This is a genomic window from Sporosarcina sp. resist (genome assembly GCF_014302295.1).
Taxonomy (GTDB): domain Bacteria; phylum Bacillota; class Bacilli; order Bacillales_A; family Planococcaceae; genus Sporosarcina; species Sporosarcina psychrophila.
In genome coordinates, this window is sequence record NZ_CP060287.1 from 3,385,754 (window position 1) to 3,406,680 (window position 20,927).

The 20,927-nt window shown below is 37.0% G+C and carries 18 protein-coding genes and 2 pseudogenes; 5 read left to right on the forward strand and 15 right to left on the reverse strand.

Annotation, left to right across the window (positions count from 1 at the left end; translation table 11 throughout):
* Nucleotides 1-57: 57 nt before the first annotated feature.
* The gene (locus tag H7992_RS16595) at nucleotides 58-2,229 is read right to left on the reverse strand and encodes a transglycosylase domain-containing protein (RefSeq protein ID WP_187047935.1); all 2,172 of its coding nucleotides are present in this window, start codon (nucleotides 2,227-2,229) and stop codon (nucleotides 58-60) included.
* Between the two features lie 490 nt (nucleotides 2,230-2,719).
* Between H7992_RS16595 and H7992_RS16600 the strand changes: the two genes are divergently transcribed.
* On the forward strand, nucleotides 2,720-2,947 hold the full coding sequence (locus H7992_RS16600) for a helix-turn-helix transcriptional regulator (RefSeq protein ID WP_187045333.1): 228 nt from the start codon (nucleotides 2,720-2,722) through the stop codon (nucleotides 2,945-2,947).
* A gap of 1 nt (nucleotide 2,948) precedes the next feature.
* Complete coding sequence (locus H7992_RS16605; protein ID WP_187045334.1) at nucleotides 2,949-3,296, forward strand: DUF2178 domain-containing protein; 348 nt, start codon at nucleotides 2,949-2,951, stop codon at nucleotides 3,294-3,296.
* A gap of 114 nt (nucleotides 3,297-3,410) precedes the next feature.
* On the opposite strand, the pseudogene H7992_RS16610 reads toward H7992_RS16605, so the two are convergent.
* A pseudogene (locus tag H7992_RS16610) lies at nucleotides 3,411-3,643 on the reverse strand (polysaccharide deacetylase family protein); the annotation flags it as partial.
* Between the two features lie 159 nt (nucleotides 3,644-3,802).
* A complete protein-coding gene (locus H7992_RS16615; protein WP_187045335.1) occupies nucleotides 3,803-4,282 on the reverse strand; it encodes a hypothetical protein in 480 nt (159 codons plus the stop codon).
* A 265-nt stretch (nucleotides 4,283-4,547) separates the two neighbouring features.
* On the opposite strand from H7992_RS16615, the pseudogene H7992_RS16620 reads away from it, so the two are divergent.
* A pseudogene (locus H7992_RS16620) lies at nucleotides 4,548-5,516 on the forward strand (NAD(P)-dependent alcohol dehydrogenase).
* A 424-nt stretch (nucleotides 5,517-5,940) separates the two neighbouring features.
* Here the strand turns inward: H7992_RS16620 and H7992_RS16625 are convergent.
* Complete coding sequence (locus H7992_RS16625; RefSeq protein WP_187045336.1) at nucleotides 5,941-6,978, reverse strand: serine hydrolase domain-containing protein; 1,038 nt, start codon at nucleotides 6,976-6,978, stop codon at nucleotides 5,941-5,943.
* Between the two features lie 319 nt (nucleotides 6,979-7,297).
* On the opposite strand from H7992_RS16625, the gene sspO reads away from it, so the two are divergent.
* The gene (sspO, locus tag H7992_RS16630) at nucleotides 7,298-7,453 is read left to right on the forward strand and encodes a small acid-soluble spore protein SspO (RefSeq protein WP_255428466.1); all 156 of its coding nucleotides are present in this window, start codon (nucleotides 7,298-7,300) and stop codon (nucleotides 7,451-7,453) included.
* Nucleotides 7,454-8,004: 551 nt separating this feature from the next.
* Here sspO and H7992_RS16635 read toward each other — a convergent pair.
* The 5 genes from H7992_RS16635 to H7992_RS16655 form a co-directional block, all read right to left on the reverse strand.
* Entirely contained in the window at nucleotides 8,005-9,000 is a 996-nt protein-coding gene (locus H7992_RS16635; RefSeq protein ID WP_187045338.1) for a DUF2268 domain-containing putative Zn-dependent protease, read from the reverse strand.
* 832 nt (nucleotides 9,001-9,832) lie between these two features.
* Nucleotides 9,833-10,273, reverse strand: coding sequence for an ASCH domain-containing protein (locus tag H7992_RS16640; protein WP_187045339.1), 441 nt, complete (start codon nucleotides 10,271-10,273; stop codon nucleotides 9,833-9,835).
* A 132-nt stretch (nucleotides 10,274-10,405) separates the two neighbouring features.
* Nucleotides 10,406-10,711 carry a hypothetical protein gene (locus tag H7992_RS16645; RefSeq protein ID WP_255428467.1) on the reverse strand — a complete coding sequence of 102 codons (306 nt, stop codon included), beginning with the start codon at nucleotides 10,709-10,711 and terminating at the stop codon, nucleotides 10,406-10,408.
* A 609-nt stretch (nucleotides 10,712-11,320) separates the two neighbouring features.
* A complete protein-coding gene (locus H7992_RS16650; protein ID WP_187045340.1) occupies nucleotides 11,321-11,944 on the reverse strand; it encodes a DEAD/DEAH box helicase family protein in 624 nt (207 codons plus the stop codon).
* Between the two features lie 196 nt (nucleotides 11,945-12,140).
* A complete protein-coding gene (locus tag H7992_RS16655) occupies nucleotides 12,141-12,569 on the reverse strand; it encodes a DUF4229 domain-containing protein (protein ID WP_187045341.1) in 429 nt (142 codons plus the stop codon).
* Nucleotides 12,570-13,009: 440 nt separating this feature from the next.
* Between H7992_RS16655 and H7992_RS16660 the strand changes: the two genes are divergently transcribed.
* The gene (locus H7992_RS16660; RefSeq protein WP_067211008.1) at nucleotides 13,010-13,825 is read left to right on the forward strand and encodes an STAS domain-containing protein; all 816 of its coding nucleotides are present in this window, start codon (nucleotides 13,010-13,012) and stop codon (nucleotides 13,823-13,825) included.
* Between the two features lie 958 nt (nucleotides 13,826-14,783).
* Here the strand turns inward: H7992_RS16660 and H7992_RS16665 are convergent.
* The 6 genes from H7992_RS16665 to H7992_RS16690 all read right to left on the reverse strand — a co-directional run bounded on the left by H7992_RS16665 (nucleotide 14,784) and on the right by H7992_RS16690 (nucleotide 20,924).
* Nucleotides 14,784-16,136, reverse strand: a complete 1,353-nt coding sequence (locus tag H7992_RS16665) for a gluconate:H+ symporter (RefSeq protein WP_067211010.1) — start codon at nucleotides 16,134-16,136, stop codon at nucleotides 14,784-14,786.
* Nucleotides 16,137-16,311: 175 nt separating this feature from the next.
* The gene (locus H7992_RS16670; RefSeq protein ID WP_187045342.1) at nucleotides 16,312-17,313 is read right to left on the reverse strand and encodes a LacI family DNA-binding transcriptional regulator; all 1,002 of its coding nucleotides are present in this window, start codon (nucleotides 17,311-17,313) and stop codon (nucleotides 16,312-16,314) included.
* A 32-nt stretch (nucleotides 17,314-17,345) separates the two neighbouring features.
* Entirely contained in the window at nucleotides 17,346-18,182 is an 837-nt protein-coding gene (locus H7992_RS16675) for an SDR family oxidoreductase (RefSeq protein ID WP_187045343.1), read from the reverse strand.
* On the reverse strand, nucleotides 18,179-19,255 hold the full coding sequence (gene uxuA, locus H7992_RS16680) for a mannonate dehydratase (RefSeq protein ID WP_187045344.1): 1,077 nt from the start codon (nucleotides 19,253-19,255) through the stop codon (nucleotides 18,179-18,181). The genes H7992_RS16675 and uxuA overlap by 4 nt, the downstream gene beginning before the upstream one ends.
* Nucleotides 19,256-19,268: 13 nt before the next feature.
* Nucleotides 19,269-19,889, reverse strand: a complete 621-nt coding sequence (locus H7992_RS16685) for a bifunctional 2-keto-4-hydroxyglutarate aldolase/2-keto-3-deoxy-6-phosphogluconate aldolase (protein WP_187045345.1) — start codon at nucleotides 19,887-19,889, stop codon at nucleotides 19,269-19,271.
* A 15-nt stretch (nucleotides 19,890-19,904) separates the two neighbouring features.
* Entirely contained in the window at nucleotides 19,905-20,924 is a 1,020-nt protein-coding gene (locus H7992_RS16690; RefSeq protein WP_187045346.1) for a zinc-binding alcohol dehydrogenase family protein, read from the reverse strand.
* Nucleotides 20,925-20,927: the final 3 nt, after the last annotated feature.

A 20,927-nucleotide genomic window follows, 5' to 3' on the forward strand; every position in this document is an offset into this window, starting at 1 on the left:
TTGGTTGATGCAATATTCCCCTAAACAAGAAGTCAAACAGTTCATACATTCAAATAATCATGTCTCACTCATTATCTTTATCCTTTTTGTCTCTGTCTCTGCCTCTGTCTTTATCCCTGTCTTTGTCTTTGTCTTTGTCTTTGTCTTTGTCCCTGTCCCTGTCCTGTCTTTGTCTTTATCTTTGTCCTTGTTTCTTTTGTCCTCCATATCCTTTTTATGTTCTTTGTCTCTGTCCTTCCCCTTATCTTTCTTATCCTCTTTATCCTTTTTGTTTTCTTTATCTTTCTTCTGCCCGTTTTCTTTCCTTTTACTTTGTTTCTTTTTCTTCTTTTCAACCAATGGCAAATTAAATTCCTTGTTAGGCAATTCACTTATGGATTTAGATACTATTTGTTGAAAGATTGTTGTCACTGTGACACCACTTGTTGCCGTCAAGTAATGGGCTTGATCCGTTTTATCATAGCCTAACCAAGTCGCACCAACGAGATCTGGCGTATATCCAACAAACCAGTGATCTTTTGAACCAGCTACACCAGGGAAAGGTAGTTGTGTAGTACCGGTTTTTCCAGCTACGTCTATTCCGGGTATCTGTGCATTTCTAGCTGTTCCGTTATCCACAACCCCTTTTAGCATATACGTCATCTTTTGAGCAACTTCCGGTTCTGTAACCTGCGAAGACTTGTCACTCCACTTACCAATTATTTTTCCTTCTGCATCCTTTATTTCTGATATAGCATGAGCTTGCATCATTATTCCATCGTTAGGAAATGCGGAAAAAGCCTGGGCCATTAACAAGGGTGACGTTCCTTGGTGCAAGCCACCCAATGCTAGCCCGAGATTATGATCTTCTTTTTCTAAAGGAATACCAAACCGTTCAACTGTACTAAAACCTTTTTCAATTCCGATTTCATTTAATAGCCAAACTGGAGGTATGTTATAAGAGTTTATTAGTGCATCATACAGTGTCACATGTCCGCGGTATCGTTTATCAATATTTTGTGGTTGGTAGCCATCTATATTGATTGGTTCATCAACCAGCATATCGTCAAAGTCATACCCCTGCTCCAATGCAGAAGTGTAAACAGCAAGCGGTTTTAACGCTGATCCGGGTTGCCTTACTAAATTTGTCGCATTATTAAAACGTTTGTACGTATAGTCTCCTCTTCCTCCAACTAACGCGCTAATCCCACCCGTTTTAGGATTAAGAAATACGGACCCACTTTGAATAAGTTGATCGGGCTTACTATCTGGAAAATTGTCTTCATTTTGATAGACCTCTTCCGTAGCGTCCTGAATAACAGGATTAAGTTCGGTATAAATGTGAAGTCCCCCAGACAACACTTCATTCTCAGTCAAACCGTACATATTTACTGCTTCCTCGATAAGATAGTCCACATAATACGGATATTTCCCTTTATAATCTATCGTCTCTTTATCCGTTAATACGATCGGTTGATCAAGGTTTTTATCCAAATCCTGCTGACTGATGTAGCCTTCGCTCTTCATTAACGACAGCACGATATTTCTTCGGTCAAGCGCTTTTCCCATGTTTTTATAGGGCGATAAGTTAGACGGAGCTTTGACTAGTCCAGCTAGTGTAGCTGATTCGTTTAATGTTAGTTCACTCACATCTTTACCAAAATAGACATGTGCTGCTCTCTGAATGCCCCATGCGCCTTCCCCAAAATAGATTTGATTTAGATAGCGTTCCATAATTTCATCTTTTGAGTATGTTCGTTCTATCTTCTTTGTGAATATAAGTTCTTTGAATTTACGCGTATAAGTAGTTTCTGATGTTAGAAATACATTTTTCGAGAGTTGTTGAGTAATTGTACTACCACCAGCAACCACTTCACCTTTAACTAGATTTTTCATGAATGCTTTAGTAATACCGAAGTAATTAATTCCGTTATGCTTATAAAAATGTTGGTCTTCTGTAGCGACGAAAGCTTCGATGAGTTCTGTTGGAATTTGATCCAAACTCACTCCTTCTATTTTCGAGTTAGACACTTTACTAGCTACCTCGCCATTTATATCGTAAATGTATGTAGGTCTTGGTTCAACGATGTCCAATTTACTAACATCGCTAAACGTTATTAAAATCGTAAATACCAATAGACCAAAAAAGATAATACCTATGAAGACGACTACTAGTCTACTGATGAGTTTTTTCGATTTAAACCATTCTTTACTTCTGCTTAATCGTGCTTGTTTATTCCTACGTTCCATTCTACTCAATCTAATACCACCTTCTACTTTATTGCCAAATAATTTAACACAAACTTTTGGCAACGCATACCTACCATCCAACACTAAACTAACTCCAATACGATATCAATAGTGTCATTGTCGCATTCGATACCAGGTATCACCACAAGTTGAAGAGCTCAAAGACAAACATTTTACACTTCTGAGTACTTATAAAAAAAATATAGTGAAAGTTTCATAGGCATTAATTTATTCGATAGTATGATTGCACCACTCTAAACGTTTTTTGAACCACTAAATATCATAAAATGCACCACCAAAAAACCATAAATTACACCAGATCGATATGTGAACCTGACGGAATCATGAATTTCGTCAGGTACTTTCTACAGTCTGGCTATTGTTAAATCAAAGTAATCCAAGCAAAAATAAAGGTATTGAACTATTTTGTATAAGTTTACTTTACTTTTATTAAAATCGAGTTTATAATTCAATTCAAGAGGTGATGGTCATGAAGAAAGATTTTGGGGATTCGATATCTAACAAGGTTTATGAATATCGTGTACTTGCCAGAATGTCTCAGCAAGAATTAGCTGAGAAAGTCGGTGTTTCCAAACAAACCATCTTCGTGATGGAAAAAGGAAATTATCTTCCGACTATGCTGTTGGCTTTTCGAATTGCCGATTTTTTTAGTGTTGATGTAAACGATATTTTTACTTATCTGAAAGGAAGTGATTAAATTGACAATTAAATCTACAGATATCTCTAATGCGATTTTTTCCCCTTTAAAGTCCTGGGCTGAACAATCTACGGGAAATTGGAATATTCTCATTGGAGTTGGTTTTTTACTGCTTATGGGTAGTGCGATTTTTACCTATGTATGTTATAAGAAGATTGGGCAAGACGACGAACGGACAAATAAAATCTTTTTGAAAAGCTGTTACTATATGCTCTTGGTAATTGTTCTATGTGACATAATTTTCCCAAACGAATATATGTGGAACATCTTTTTCTTGTTCAAATATACATTGGCATTTTTAGCTAGTGGAATTTACATGGCCGTCCAATATAAAAAGGATTTTTCATAAGGAAAGATCGAGGAGTGAGACTCATCCATGGATGGTGGATTAGACAATGCTGATAAATAGGCTATCTAAACGAAATGGAAATCCAATAGGTTTAAAAAATCTCCCTCTGAATTACAACGCAAAGAATTCGTTTTTCACTGTTGACTTGTATTTATCTAACAAAGGCAGAATTTGATCCACGTTCTTTGTCGGACCGTCATCAAATGTTAAAGCAACGACCTTTTTTCCGTTTCAACTTGGTATGTTAACTCTCCAAGTAATTGAAATGTTCTTAATTTCGTAACCTCAAACGCACCTGCGAATAAAAATAAAAATCCAATTCCAAAAAATAAAAAAATCTTTTTCATCTGTTTTTCCTTTCTTTCAAAACCTAATATATAACGCTTGTATTTTAGCATAATGTAACTTTATTGAAATAAACATGCTACTTTAGTTCAACAAGAAAATAGAATCATCTAAGTCGCTCAACGATTTTCAAGTAAAGCACTTGTTAGTTGAAGAAGGAATTATTTAACTTCCTCAATTTTAGAAACAGGAATTTCAATTTTTGTTCCTAATACATCATCAGAATCCAAGGATATATTAGCGATAGCTTCAAATTCATAAGTACCCGTCTTTAATTCAAGTTTTTCTATCCCTTTAAATTTTACTCTGTGAGGCTCATTTCGAATCAGTGTTGTTGTTAATAATGGTTGATTCATAGCACCAAAATATTCAAAACTACCATTTTGTTGATAAACATTAAAGAAAAAAATACTTCCACCATGATATATATCTTTTTCGGCTGCTTCTCCTATATAAGTAATTGTGGCATATACATTAAGGTCTTTTTCAACATTTATTGATACTTTGAAATCATCCACCTGTTTAGACTCATTGGCGATTTTCGGTTTACCACTTACATTTTCTTCATTGTTGTTATTTGTTACACAGCCAAATAGTCCGAAAATCAAAATTATAGAAACAACGATAAATAATCTTCTCATCGTTCCCACCCCCTTTTAGGATTAGACGGAATCCTAGTCGGTTTGTTTCATGCTTAATCATACTAACCTGCAAAATGGCCCGTTAGTTAAAGTGTAATCTCCACACACATTTCACTATCCATTATTCAAAATACTTCCAACCTAAAATATTTCAGTATCTTTCAACTTGTAATTCCATATTAATAATAACACTTTACTATCTCTCGTTTTGGGTCATTTATATCTTTGTAATACAAATAAATCTAAGGAAATTAGGGGAAGTTTTATGAAAGCTATCGTTTGTCACAAATATGGATCACCTGACGTACTTGAATTAAAAGAGATAGAAAAGCCTTTGCCTTTAGAGAATGAAGTACTGGTAAAAGTTCATGCAGCATCCTTGAACTTTGGTAACTTGGTTCTTTTGAAAGGCAAACCGTTCTTAGCTCGCTTTGCTTTCGGGCTACTGAGACCGAAATACGCTATACCGGGAGGTGACATAGCGGGTGTAGTTGAAGCTGTTGGCAAGAATGTTAAGCAGTTTCAACCAGGTGATGAGGTATTCGGTGACCTCTCTAGTAGTGGCTGGGGTGGTTTTGCTGAATATGTGTCTGTCCAGGAATTTGCTATAGCTTTAAAGCCAACCAACATCTCCTTCGAGCAAGCTGCTGCCTCACCTATGGGAAGTGTGACAGCCTTACAGGGACTACGTGATAAAGGAATGATTAAGGCAGGACAGAAGGTATTAATTTATGGCGCATCTGGAGGCGTCGGTACTTTCGCGGTACAAATAGCAAAATCATTCGGGGCTGAAGTAACAGGTGTATGCAGTACAAGAAATGTAGAAATAGTGCGTTCAATAGGTGCAGACCAAATCATTGATTATACAAAAGTGGATTTCACCCAAACAAAGGAGCGTTATGATTTGATTCTTGGTGTTAACGGGTCTAATTCCATTTCAGCTTATAAACGTGTATTAAAACCAAATGGGAATTTTGTTCACGTAGGTGGAGCCGAATCCCAAATGTTTCGATCTTTAGTTTTTGGACCTTTTATTTCAATGACTGGAAGTAAGTAAATAAGTAACCTTTTACAGAGAGCAAACCAAAATGATCTAATGTATGTAAAAGAATTACTTGAGACTGGCAAAGTAAAACCAATAATTGATAAACGGTATAAGTTAAGCGAAGTATCTGAAGCATTCAGATACTTCCTGGAAGGTCACGCTCAAGGTAAAGTTATACTTACTATATAATTATTATTAAAATGAAAAACTGACAATAACGAATCTAAATCATGGCTACTTATATAAAATAATTGGAACGCATAATTTTAGCCTATTAAAAATGTGCGTTCCAATTATTCCTTTTTCTTCAAACAAGGTGTTTATCTTTCTGAAGAAAGAATTAACCTCTCTTGCGGTAGATTGTGTTCCTCCCCCTCTCAGAACCGTGCTAAACCGACAAATCCGTACTACTTGACCTTCTACTGTCTCTACTGTCTCTACTATCATAACCTTTCCTCTTATGGCTTATCTAATTCAAATAGGACAAAAAACCTTCAGAATAAATCGGACTATTATTGTGGTCTAAATTTCCGTTGATGAACTACACAACTTCAGATATATGAGTTGGATTTGCTAAGGCTATCTGTATATTTTTCTACTATCTTAACGCTTTTCAAGACAAAAGAGACTTATATATTTCTCCAATAATACCTTCGAGTTGATGAACACCCAATTCTGCATTCGTCATTATGACCGCCCCTTTCCCTAAATAGGGAAAGGCCACCATCATACATTGAAAACCCACTCCCCAACCAAGTGATGTAATTTCTAGTTCTTTTTCAGAGCCTTCAAGAAACACACCTAATCCAGTCCAACTTTTACCTCTTTGTGGGGATATCATTTCTATTGCTAAACTTTCCGAAATGCCAACCTTGCTTTCACCTTTTACAGCCTTCATTAACTCAAGAACTAATTCAGCTAAATCCATAGAAGTTGTCCATAATCCAGAAGCTGCTGGATAAGGATATATAGGATATTTCCCATCTACTAATTCACCGTTTTTATTGTGACCACAAGAAAAATTTTGCCTATCCACTTCCAATACTGTTTTATTGAAATGGCTATTTTCCATACCTAATGGTTTAAATATTTGCTCTTTCATAACTTGATGAAACGGTTTTTTCGCAACATCTTCTATAAGTTGTTGAATAATACAGAAACCGGCATCCGAATAATGGAATTCACTTTCTGGTTCACACTTGACGTCAATTGGAGTTTTACAATAAAGTGTTTTCCCCTCTAATAATTCAACCATCGAAGGAACAGCTATTTTCGAGTTCAGTTCAGGAAAACTACCTTCAGGGTCTTTAATTCCAGATTGATGACTTAGTAAGTTCCTCAATGTCACTTTTTTATTTTTAGTAAAGTCATTTTTCGGTGTTTTCCACGTTTTAAGATTTTCATTCACATCATCATCTAAATTTAGAAGCCCGTCTTCTACTAGCTTCATTACAAGTATTCCTGTTAAGAACTTACTAATTGAACACGCACTAAAAATAGAATCTTCATTTGCTTTTCTATTGCTTTCCACTTCTAATAAGCCATAATTTTCTGTTCCACTAATTTCATCGCCCTCAAGCAATGTGATACTTAAACCTTGCACATTATAATGTTTCATCCGTTCTTGAATGTTAATGTTCTTTAATTTCACGATTATCCTCCTTTGTTAGTAGTATCAAATAAATCATAACACGAATGTACGTTCTTATATGTCTATTTGTAAAATAAATTTCTCTTCAACTATAATGCAATCTTATTTAAAAACCGGTAGACCATTTTCTATTTCTAATTAAAAATAAATCCCGTATCTTGCGCTTAGTTTGATCAGGATTGGAGGTTTTACCTGTTAACGCTATTCTAAGTAACTGCATTCGAAGAGATAATCATTTGCAAAACAATGACCGTAAGATTTAATAAAAATGCATACAATGGACACCTAGTGGCAAACTAAAATCATGGAGGTGTTTATAGTGAGTAACAGCCCGAAGAACAATTTAAGTGGTAACGTTAGTGATGAGCAAGCGGCTAAGAAGAATTTATCAAGGGAGTTTGATCATGAACTTGCAAACAAACCCTTGACACCGGCCGAGAGACATAATAATAAGAAAACGAAGAAGCGGCAATGAGCTAAAATGATGTAAGCCCGAATTTAAAAGAATTAGCGTACTTAATTCGAAAACACATTTACTATATACCGCTTATATCTGTAAAAGTTTCTTCAGGTATTCGTAGAGATCGAAACCGTTACTTTTGGCGGTTCTGCGATACTCAGACAGATGGCATTTTCTTTTCTCCAATACACCGCAAGGTATTAGGGAGAGCGCAATTATCTACAGTATCGCGGAGAATGCGAATGAAAATGGAATGCATCCGATGCGTATCCGACAGACGTAAAGCCTTGGACAAATTGATGCATTAGTCAGCGACATTACCTATTACGTGTATCGTCTTTAATATGTATCAAAATGATACAACAAGCCCCCCATCTATAGTAAGGTGGGGCTATTTGCCGCTTGCATTTATAATACAATCGCACAGTACAATCTCTATTCCGATGACAACGTATTATAATTTACACGTGAGGGGATTTTGCTGTCCGTTTTTTACTAAAGCCCCTTATAGTTGAATTAGGATTGTTAATCCAAACGGTAAAAGTCATATCTAAGACTTAGGATTTTTACTGAAAAATTCTTTCTTTGTATTTACTTCCCCTAATTATTTTATTAGCATCCAGTTTTGTCCATTCTATTATTGAACTATCAGGGTTGTTTTCAATGAAGCTTTCAGTGATTTGATAACCTATTTTGTAATTCGAGAATCTCGGAATATCTTTACGTGAATTACCGTTAACCAATTTATCGTAAATAATAAAATCCATAGATTCGCCATTTATGCTTAAAGCTTCTAACACTTTAACCTCTTCATCATTAGATAGTGGCTCTATCCAAATGACTTTTGTTTCAGGGTATAAAATACTTGCAAAGGAATCTGCTTTTCCTTCTATCAAGATTAAATCTAAAATATTATAATCGATTGGTATTCCATCATACAAAAAATTAACAGTATGATGATATTCGTGAGCCACCGTATACTTTACCGTTTCTTCTGAAACGGATGGGTCAATCATAAGCAAAAAATCACTTTCAGAAAATGTCATCCCACTCATTCCTCCCCCTGTATTAATGAGATGCCATTCCTCAGGATTAACTGGGAAAATATAAATATTTGTATCTTTACCTGGTAACAGTTCTGCCGATTTCAATATCGCTTCCTCTATCCACTTATTAATTTGACCTTGATTTCCAAGTAGCTCATTCGTCTTTTTTTCTAACTGTTCTATTTCCCAAGATGGTGATAGAGGGTCACCTAATGTTATATGATTAATAGACGATTGCCCTTTAAACGGTTCTAATACATACTCTGTATAGATAACTTTTTTATCAAGCTCAGGATTCTCACTAATTGTTCTTGCGTATTCCAATACTTCGTCGAAAAATGATATAATTTTAAACTCCTGTCCTTTATATGAAAAATGGTAAGTAGTTTCAATAGGAGTTTTAAAATCTTCCACTATCTCATGTTCCTCTTCCTTTATTACTTTGTTTTGTTCTTTAACATTTGTACAACCAGATATAAAAACAGCAGATAACAGAAAAATTATCAAACGTCTCATTCTACCCCTCCATATCCTTTTCTACGATGTAGAAAAGGTTTTTTAAATTTATATCCAACCAGCCCTTCTTTTACTAAACCGCCCCCGTTAGTGTAAGTGGTTTTATTCACAAACTCCAGATTCGTTTTTACATAAATATCCAATTTGAGTTAAACGGATTTTATTTATGTGAAGTGGGTTCTTCATACCATTTTAATTTTAATCAACCTTTTCCTTTAACATAGCCAAATTATACTATTTGATAATTGCAGTACTTGGATTCTTGGCATTTTGATTAATGTTTTACTCCGCATTTACAGGTGACTCGCAACTAATCAGTATTACCCGAATTGGAGCTATTTTATTATTTTTACAAATTAATTATTCGATTAGTTTAAAACCTAAAAGGAATTAATTATTGGGGATCTAGATAAGATTTGGCTTTCGAAATATCTCTTAAAATCAAGCATCAGTAAAAGTGTGCTTTTTATTTTTAATGATGCTTTTTTCCAAATTTTAGATTGCCAATCTATCTTTTCCGCTCCAAAACGCATCCTTTGCATACACACTACATTCCGGGTAAAAGAGAATGTTTGGCGATTGGAACGTGAAATTCCGGTCTATATACAAATTGAACAGCTTAAATGAACGTGTTATGAGCTGTCACTTCGAGAGATATTCCGCGCTTATTTATGTAAATGTTCCCTTATATAACTTAAAAACCCGACAAACTTCACATGAGGAGTTTGTTGGGTTTCGCGTTTACTTCATCCAATTTTCAAGAACTATTCAGTTGTTCCTAGTTAAATGACGACTGCACATTGTTCTGAAATCGCGCAGTTTGTTTTACTGGTTATTTTGGATATACTTTTTCAAACCGCTCACATACAACTAACATTTCTGGCGAGAATTCTTTATCATATTCTTTTAGTAATTCGGAAAAGAATTTTTCATGCGCTTCCCACCAAAACTGATAATCTCCTCCTCCTTCTGCTAAGGCGTAATCTTCTGCTACCTCATTCATCGGTACAACTTCGACGGATTGAATTTGAATGATTGCGGTAGGTTCATCTTGACCATTTAGAACAATATAATATTCGCCTGCTTGGGGTATAGCTTCTTTTTCTAACTCATATAACTCATATCCTGAAGTTGTCGCTGTCTTCTTTCCCTCTACAACTAAATCAGCTAACCAATCAGCTGAGGCTCCAAATTGAAATGCATCTTTATATTCCGTACCTTCCATATGATTTGCTCCACAAAAATCTTTCCAAAATTGTTTTACCTTATCCATAAATAATCTCCCTTTTCCCTAAAATTATTTCTTGTTCAGAAAAATGGCCCGGCTGTTGAATAAAAAACCCTGTACATTGTCGTAACTTATTTCAAATTCACATCTTTAATCTCCTAATTTCGGCTGTTTTCTCTAGTAGATATAACATCCGATTTCTTTCTGCATTCCTTCCCATTGTGCTTTATATTTGGATTTTGGAATGCCATAATACTGCTCATAGCGGCATATTTTACAAGAACAATGGACTTTTCCTTTGCTTAATGTCCCACGCACAGGCATGGACTCGCCCTCTCGTTGCAGAATATCTTTTAGAATCACCCATTTTCTTTGAATGACTCTCTCTCGCTGATAGCGAGTGTAGGCTTTGGAACGATTTTTCATTATTGGATCAGTTCCCTTGAGAAATCCAAGCTTGCAAAGCATGTCAAAGGGTGTCACAGCACGCCCTACAAGCTTGGTATTGAGCTGATCAACTGTCTTAATTTGATCATGGCTTAGTTCTTTTCATTATGTATTCAATGACAGTACACAGACGTAATCGGAACACATTATAAAAGCTGTTTATACGCAGTTACACTATACGGTAAATCGCACTGAAGTAGTTCTACTTGCAGATCTCCGTAGTGAGATTCTAGGAAGTTGAGACGCTATAAGTAAAGTTCATTTCCTCTCTGACTAACAACGAGTTGATTTGACCAAATACTAGTTGACCTTACTTTGTAAATTGAACTAAAATGTTCCTTAACTTTACTACGTTTGACACATATAAAAGTTCCAATTCTAAGTAAATTACCAAATTATAATTAACATAAATCCATTTCTGCTGACTGAACTATACTGTTACGTGAGTGCAATAAGAATTCGGATTTGTCAAATGAAATCAACCTGCAAACCACCGAATCGAACGCAGAACGACTTTACATATGCCATTCATACTTATATTCCTTATTCTTTAAAGTAGGTGACTATCCTTCTGAATAAAGAATTGACCTCTCTTACTAAACCATTTTCCCTACCACTGTGTGTAAAACTGGTACCCGCACCCAGTTAGTTCACGAAGTAAACCTGTTTTGCGTAGGACTCCCAATCTTTTTTATCGGTATTTATTTCAATTGTTGGAATGATTGAGTTTACAGCTTGATTTCTATACTCTTGTTGTTGTTCTAATAATAAATCACAAGCCATTTTCATTTCTTCTTCAGGTTTCCCTACCCATTCATTGGGATTCCTACTACTTATTCTTTGTTCTATGTTCTCTGGGGATACAGTTAGTAAGGCACATCTTGCTCCCATTTCAAACAACTCGACTTCTAATTGCTTAATTTCATCTAAAATAGTATGCGAGAATGCTACTCGATGATTTAAATGAAACCTTTCTAATATAAAGAATAAACCTTTTGAACGCTCGGATGATTGTCCAATTTTTCTTGACCAATCATTTAACTTTTTCAACATCATAACTCTTTCTGTTAAGAGTTGTAAGTGTTCCTCACGACCCAACCACTTTAATTCACCATCTACTTTGTGTAATATTTGCGAATAATGCTCACTAAGAATGACAACACTGCGTTCGGCATCATCACATGCCTGAAGTTTTTTCAGCGATTTCAAAACAGAAGTCTTTCCAGCATTCGAATAGCCTTCTAAGATTATCCCTCTAAATTTACTCATCTTCTCCCCCTTAATTAATGCTTTTTCTACTACAATAAAGGTTATAGAATTTTTTTACGCATCTTCAATTAAACTGCCACTTAGAAGATGGAGAAATCATCTAACAGAGCGAGATCCGGAATACATTAATTCTAATGTTGAACGTTAATGTTTGCGGAATGCAAATTAAATTGATATAACATCCGACCTGTTATCTCTAATTATTATGCGTTTCATCATGCATGAAATTAGTAGTATCCATGTTTTCGGGGTAACCGTATTCATATAAAATGACTCGATTCTTTTCGTAAACTTTATAAATATAGTCAACACTTTGTTCATTATCAAAAATCACTTTCACCTTTGTAGGCCTTATTTTTCTTCCTTCTTCTACAATTGTATCAATTGTCCATGTTTCATTCGGATATTTATCCTGAAGGTAAGTGTCAACTATTTCAATAGATTCTTCATATCTGTTCTGTAAGACTTGTTCTCGAATACCATAAAACACCCAGTAACCAATCAATATGGCAATGAATAATATGGAAATTACTATTCTGCCACGCTTTCTTAAAAAGATAGCAATTAGGAACAATACGAACAAAATAACTCCCAGTAAGAATCGTTCAAGTGCATAATCTCCCATCCATGTTGCCTCCTCTAAATAACCTACTTTTCAATCAGACGAAATATATATAAATCTGTTACATGTAATTCTTCAACTATGTTGTCCCAAACTTAATAATAGCACTTCTAGCAAACGGTCTTTTGCTGTCAATTGTTCAGTAGTCATCGAACTTCTCATCCTTATATACTTTGGATTAGCATTTTTGTAACTACTATTTCGGTGTCTGTCACACTGAATTATCCTGACAAGTGTTTATTGTGGTAAAATGGAGAGGTTGGAATAATTATGAAACCTCTAGTTACTAAGTTACGTTTATCCTGAAAAGGGTATTCGTTAAACAACACCAAATACTAGGAATAGAGTTGTCATTTCCTTCCCTACTGAAATATAAAAAGTTAGCATAACACAGGGAAACTTCTATAAGTGGCTACCCGAAATGAGAGAGGAATGGACAAATAATGCAATCAGTTGGAGTTTACATGGAGACAGAGAAATTAGCTCTCACGGACAAGTGTTTAAAACAAGCTATAGCTAAATTGCATTTACATTTGACAGAAGAGCAAATTGCAAAACACAAAGAGCTATTGACAGTTTTAATAAGCGAGTTTTCAAAAACACTTCTTTCAAGTAATGAAGAAATAGAGGATATGAATTTAGAATATGACATCGATAACTACTATTACAAAGATGGTACTTTACTTAAAGATACTATCGAAATAATAAGTACTTTTCGCCTGTCTCTTATGCAAGAAATTCAAAAAAAGGGGCTACTGGAGCAATATGATACAGAAGGAGTAGCTAAACTTTACGAGAAAATTACATTTGTTTTTGACGATGCAATTCGTAACACTACGAAAAAGTTTAATGAAAGTAATCAAAAAGTAATTAAAGCAATTGAAAAAGAAATTTTGCAACTAGCTGCACCCATTGTTCCAATTAGAGATGGTATTGCAATTTTGCCCCTAATTGGTGACTTTAGTGAAGAAAGATCGGCATACATTACAAATACCGTAATTCCGAAAGTAACAAAGTTAAATATCGAGTTGTTGGTAATTGATTTTTCAGGAATTCATGCGATTGATACCTATGTCGCTCAACATGTTTTTCAAATAATCGATATCTTAAAGTTGCTCGGAATTGAGACTGTTATTACAGGTGTAAGACCGCAATTAGCCATGACCACTGTAGAGCTAGGCATAAATACAAAGAACTTGAAAACCTATGGTAACGTTCAACAGTTCTTGGAGACGTTTGATAAAAAAGAACAAGTGTAAGTAGGTGAAAAAATCCACATCTCCCGGTTAATTGAAATTGGGTTATTCTTTTTACTCATTTAAATCAAAAGAAAAATCTTAACTGCATGAATCTGACTAAATATTTTCCGTATGAATACCTAAGAAACGGTAGCTGTGCTGGCAAGTAGTCGTGATAGTCACGATTGTTTCTACACAGCAACCATAAGTGCAAACCGCATGACAATCACTATCTTTACGATAAACGCATATTAATTTTCACTCTTTAGTCACCATCCTCTCCCCGAATACCAAATCATAGCAATCCCCATATAGAATGTAGATCTTGAATCTTTTTACTCGAAGGGTTTTTCAAAGATCTGTACACTTACCATAACTTTGCAAGTTTAAATATTTTTACTCAATGTGGTTTATCTTAATGCAACACGGGTATCCATAGACTACAAGGCGAAACTACCGAAGGATGAACCTTAGTAGACGAGTAACCTACAAGTGATTCCGACGATGAACTGCACAGCCTTGGCGGAAAATTTGCTTTGCTGACGATAGGTACACTTTTTTAAGAACCGTGTTATCAGGTTCCAATTCTAATGTGTTAACCAAGCAGTAAGCGTTACGTTTTTTGTGAAAGTGCAACTTGAAGACTGATTTCAAAAGGGCAGATCGCGTACCAACCATCTTGCGACTGCATGGCCGGAATGGCTAATTGAGTCAGCCCTATCAAACTGCACTGACGAGAGTTACATGATTATTCGTCAGAAAGAACAGTTTGTGTGATTAAAAAACTATCAAATTTTCCGAGTGCACCCCCTTTTTATCGGGGTATGGAAAAAGCATGATCCCCTTTGTATAAGGATCATGCTTTTTTCTTGTTTATGGAACTATCACTACCTGCAAAAAAACTGCCCGCAAAAGCTGAATGACATTCAGCCTTCCGGACAGTTCCTCTTTTTATATTCTTACTAATTTCATACCCCTCTTAAACAAATAAGCTTAGAAGTAAAACGAAACCGAGACCACTCACTGAAATAACAGTTTCTAGCACAGTCCAAGTTGCGAATGTTTCTTTCATCGTTAAGCCAAAGGACTCTTTAACAATCCAGAAACCAGTATCGTTAACGTGTGAAGCAATGATACTACCTGCACCTGTTGCTAATACCATTAATTCTAAATTGACATCTGTACCTGCCATCATTGGAATGACGAGTCCAGCTGTCGTTAATGCTGCAACCGTTGCCGATCCCTGTGCTACTCTTATAACAGCAGCAATCAGCCAAGCTAAAATTAACGGTGATATTGCACTACCTTCAAAAAGGACAGCGACATAATCGCCAACTCCACCATTGATCAATACTTGCTTAAGTGCGCCACCTGCACCAAGAATTAGTAACATCATACCAATAGCTCTGACTGCGTTTTCTGCTGATTCCATAAGCTGTTTCATTGGAATTTTCCGTGCGATACCCATTGTATAGATTGCCAGTAATACAGACAGCAACATAACAGTTGTTGGAGATCCAATCATTGTAACTAGGTCAAAAAACACGTTTTCTGTATCATTTGCATCTCTAGACAGTTTGACGATTGTTGAGAAAGCCATTAATATAACCGGGAATAATGCAGTGAAAGCACTGATACCGAATCCTGGTGTATCTTCTAGTTTAAATTGTTTTGTTTCACCTATCGAAGCAATACTACCGCTTGTACTATCTTTATCAAAAGCTTTTGGTACAAATTTTTTCGCGAATTTTGTGAATATAGGACCCGCGATAATGACGATTGGAATTGCAATTAGGAAACCGTAAAGCAATACCAATCCTACGTTTGCGCCGAATTCATTGGCAATAACTGTAGGACCTGGATGTGGCGGTAAAAATGCATGTGTAGCTGATAAAGCGGCCGACATTGGCAGTCCTAGGTATAAAAACGGTACTTTTATTTGCTTAGAAATTTGATAAACGATTGGAATTAATAATACTAGACCTACTTCAAAGAACAATGCAATCCCTAGTATAAATGAGGCCACTACAACAGCCCATTGGATATACTTCAATCCGAATTTTTCAATCAACGTCATTGCAATACGTTGAGCACCACCAGAATCGGCGATTAGCTTACCAAGAATCGCTCCTAATCCAAAGACTAATGCGATACTACCTAACGTTCCCCCCATGCCAGTTTCAATTGATTTAACAATCTCATTTATTGGCATACCTAAAGCTAAAGCGATTAAGAATGAAACAACCACTAATGAAATAAATGTATTTATATTAAATTTCATGATTAATATGAGTAAAACAATAATCCCTAAAGCGACAATTACTAATGGCATAACTTTCTCCCCCTGTTAATTACAGTGTTGGTATAGTTTTAAAAGATGTTCGCTACTATTCTAGAGTTCATCTCTATTTCTTTGAAATACAGCAATTGATGCTACTAATTGTGATTTTATGTACTAACCTGTTTTATCATAACTAGCAACGGTAATAACCTTTCGGCAGACTGCCTCAACAAGATCCTCTTGCAATTAACGTTGGTTGTAAACGATATACCTCAGGTTCCCCGTGTTCTTTTTCATTCATTTGCTTCATGAGTAATTTAACAGCTAGATTAGCCATTTCAATCATCGGCTGTGAAATGGTCGTAATTGAGGGTGTATAAAAACTAGCAAATGGCACGTCATCAATACCGATAACAGCTACATCTGCCGGGATTATTAAATTATGATTTTTTATATACTTCAGTACTTCCATGAGCACGAAATCATTCCCCGCCAATATGGCCTCTGGTGGAGCAACAAGCTCGAACAATTCATCAAGAGCCGATGATATGGCATCCGAGTCAGCTGTCTTCACATAGTCTGCGTTTACATTCAACTGATGACTCTCTAACGCTCTTTTATATCCTTGAATACGTTCAATTCGTGGACTTATATTTCTAATGATCGACGTAGTAACAATGGCAATCTTGCTGTAACCGCTTTCAGCGAAATGGTTAACAGCCAATTCTGCCGCTTTATCGTTATCGAGTAGAACAGTTTCAATCCCGAGATCCGCGATTGTCCTGTCCATAAAAACAAGTGGAAAACCAGATTTTTTCATTCTTTTGTATAAGTCGATATTTCCGCCTGTTGGAAATATGATAATCCCATCCACCTGTTTCGCCATAAGCATCTCGATATATTCCTTTTCTTTTTCCGGTTCATCATCCGCATTACAGACAATTATATGAAAACCATGTTCATAAAACTTGTTTTCAATCGCCCGGATAATATGAGTAGAGAACGAATGAAGTATATTTGCGACAATGACACCGACGGTAAAAGTAGACTTCTGCGTTAAACTGCGCGCTACTATGTTTGGACGATAATCCAATTCTTCGACTGCCAATTCAATTCGTTCTCGTGTAAGCTCACTCATATACTCATATCGTTTATTTAAAAATTGAGAAACTGTACTTTTAGATACCCCTGCTAATTTTGCTACATCCGCGATTGTTATGTTCTTCAAATGATCCAACTCCATTATCTAACTTTACACCATTATACACCGGAGTAAGCCATGAAGCCTCCATCTACTTGAATTGTTGTTCCTGTAACAAAACCAGAACACGATTCATCAACAAGAAACAGCATTGCACCAAGTAAATCTTCAGGTTTACCAAATCGTTTCATCGGTGTAGCTGCAATAATTTTAGTTGACCGTGCAGTATGGCTACCGTCTTCATTGAGCAGCAGACCACGATTTTGAGTTGTTAGGAAAAAACCAGGAGCAATCGCATTTACTCTCATCCCTGTTTCCGCGAAGTGAACAGCTAGCCACATCGTAAAATTATTGATAGATGCTTTTGCTGCACTGTACGCTGGTACTTTCGTCAATGGCGTATATGAACTCATTGATGAGAGATTCAATATAGAAGGTGTTTCTGATTTTAATAGTTCTTTTCCGAATACTTGTGTTGCCAAAAAAGTACCGGTAAAGTTTGTAGAAAACACTTCAGAAAAACCGTTTTCATCCAAATCGAAAAAAGTTTTACCCTCTTCTTGTTCATCATAGATCTCCGGATCGGTTATCGCATCAGTATGATTGCCACCTGCTCCGTTAATGAGCAAATCTACTTGGCCGAATTGTTTAACGGTTTCAACCCTTGCACGCTCCAATGATGCTCTATCCAGCACATCCGCCGCTAATGCAATGGCTGTACCTCCAGCTTCTTTAATGCTGTCAACGATTTTCTGACCTTTTTCAGCGTCGCGGTTTAGAATTACCACTTTAACACCTTGGCGCGCTAATTCACGCGCCATTTCTGAACATAAAACACCACTGCCACCTGTTATGACGGCTACCCGTCCATTTAGGTTGTTATGAATTGGAATCATGATTCACCATTCGCTTTTTTCATTTCATATGCGTCCCATAATCCTAATAAATACATGATGCCTAAAGCACGGTCATACAATCCGTAACCTGGTCGGCAAACTTCTCCCCAGATATGGCGACCATGGTCAGGTCTGACGTATCCATCGTAGTTCTGCCTATTGAGTTCTTCGACGACACCTTTTACGTCAATTGAGCCATCTTGCGTATAATGAGATGTTTCTACGAAATCACCGTTATCATAAATTTTCACATTACGGATATGCGAGAATGGAGCACGTGAAGCGTATTTCTTCGCGACTTGAACCATATCATTCTCCGGATTTGCGCCCATTGAGCCCGTACACATTGTAAATGCATTTGACTCGGAGTCAGAAATGGCAATCAGTCTTTCGTAACTTTCTGGACCTGTCATAATGCGTGGCAGACCGAAAATCGACCAAGGTGGATCATCCGGGTGAATCGCCATTTTTATGCCGCAAGCTTCTGCAACAGGTAAGATCTCTTTTAAGAAAATCTCAAGATTTGCCCAAAGTTTCTCTTCGTCCACTTGTTTGTATGCTTCGAAAAGATCTGTAATCTTATCCAATTTCTCCGGTTCCCAACCTGGAAGCGTCAGATCTGAAGCTTCACTTACCGTACGGATTAACTCTTTTGGATCAAGGCCGTCCACTTTTGCCTTTTCATAAAATAACGCCGTAGATCCGTCTTCTAGCGGATGGAACATTTCCGTACGTGTCCAGTCAAATATTGGCATGAAGTTGTAACAGATAACTTTAACACCGAACTCTGAAAGATTACGGATTGTCTCTTTATAATTTTCAATGTATTTAGCACGATCTTCATTGCCAATTTTGATAGCTTCATGAACGTTTACACTTTCAACAACATCCGAATGGAAACCGAATGATTTAATGTAATCGACTTCTTCTTTAATGTCTTCTTTTTTCCAAACTTCTCCGGCAGGCACTTGGTGCAATGCCCATACGATACCTTTTGTGCCAGGAATCTGCCTTATGTGGTCGAGTGTGACAGTGTCATTGTCTCTTCCATACCAACGAAATGTAATATTCATTATGCCACTCCTTTTATTGTGAAATTTTGTTTATATATTGTTTACTCAGTTCCACTACTGCTTCGTACCCACCCGTTTTGTATGCTTTATTCAAATCACTGCCGATTCCAACAGCAACTGCACCCGCAGCAAGCCACTCATTTATATTGTCCAGATTGATACCACCTGTTGGCATAATCTTCACTTGCGGTAATGGCCCGTTCACAGACTTAATGAATGACGGCTTAAAGTCGTTTGCAGGGAACAGTTTCAATACGTCACAACCTGATTCAAGCGCTTCCACCATTTCACGAATCGTCATACAACCTGGGAAATATGGAATGCCATAACGGTTGCAAATACGAGCCACGTCTTTATTGAAATGAGGACTTACGACGAACTTCGCACCAGCCAAAATGGCATGACGTGCGGTTTCGGGGTCTAAAACTGTTCCTGCCCCTAAAAGGATGTCCTCATATTGCAACTCTTCGAACACTTTTTGAATGTTTGGCGTCGTATACGTCAATTCAATTGCTCGAATACCACCTTCAGCAGCTGCTTTTGACAACTGGATGGCTTCCTCTGCATCACTTCCGCGAATGACCGCAACAACTTTAGATTCCGCTATTTGTGCATGAGTTTCAAACTTTGACATGATTGTTAGCCTCCCTTAGTCGAATACAATAACAGCTTTGCGAACTTTATCTGGATTATTCTCCACAAATGTAAATGCTTCTTGCACATCTTCAAGCGCAAATGTATGTGTGATTAATCCATCGTGACGAAGTTTTCCTGTGTTTAACAATTCAACAACTCTTGGCATTTGGTTCGTTTGCAATCTTGAACCAACAATGGTTATCTCTTTTTTCGTTATTAATAACTGTGGAATTTGAGCCGGTCTTTCATCGAAACCAAGGACAACAACCGTGCCAGCTGGCGAAACAACGTCAATCCCCAGTTCGAATGTCATCGGCAGACACACTGCATCAATGACGACGTTTGCTCCCTCGCCTTGCGTCCACTCTTTCACGCATTCTTTCACATCTTCCGACCCTACTTGAACTATCCTATCCGCTCCGTTTTCCCGTGCGAATGCCAAACGTTCTTCGCTTAAATCGGTCATCATAACAGATGCACCTTGTAGTTTGGCGAATTTCAAGATACAGATTCCGATCGGTCCTGCTCCTTGGATAAGAACAGTATCACCTTTCCCGACTTGACCTCTCCATGTCGCTTGAGCGCCGATTGTGTAAGGCTCCGCCATAACAGCTTCGTTCCAATCAAGCGTCGAATCGACTGCGTGGAGTTGCTTTTCAGGAAGAACGAAATACTCTCTCATCCCGCCGTCTTCATGCACGCCGAACACCGATAGCTGTTCACAGACATTCGGACGTCCTTTGCGGCATGCGTAACATTCGCCGCAGTAACTAATCGGTTCTACGACGACATGGTCTCCGACTTTAAGCGTTGTGACATCCACTCCCGTTTCCACCACTTCGCCCGTTACTTCATGCCCGACCACGCGCGGCAATGTCGCAAGCGGATTTGTTCCGTGGTAAATATGCATATCCGATCCACAAATCCCTACGCGCTTCGTTTTCACCAGTACATCCGTAGTAGAAACTAGTTTCGGTTGTTCGACTTCATTGATGACAAGGTCATACGCTTTCCTGACTTGAACAGCTTTCATCTT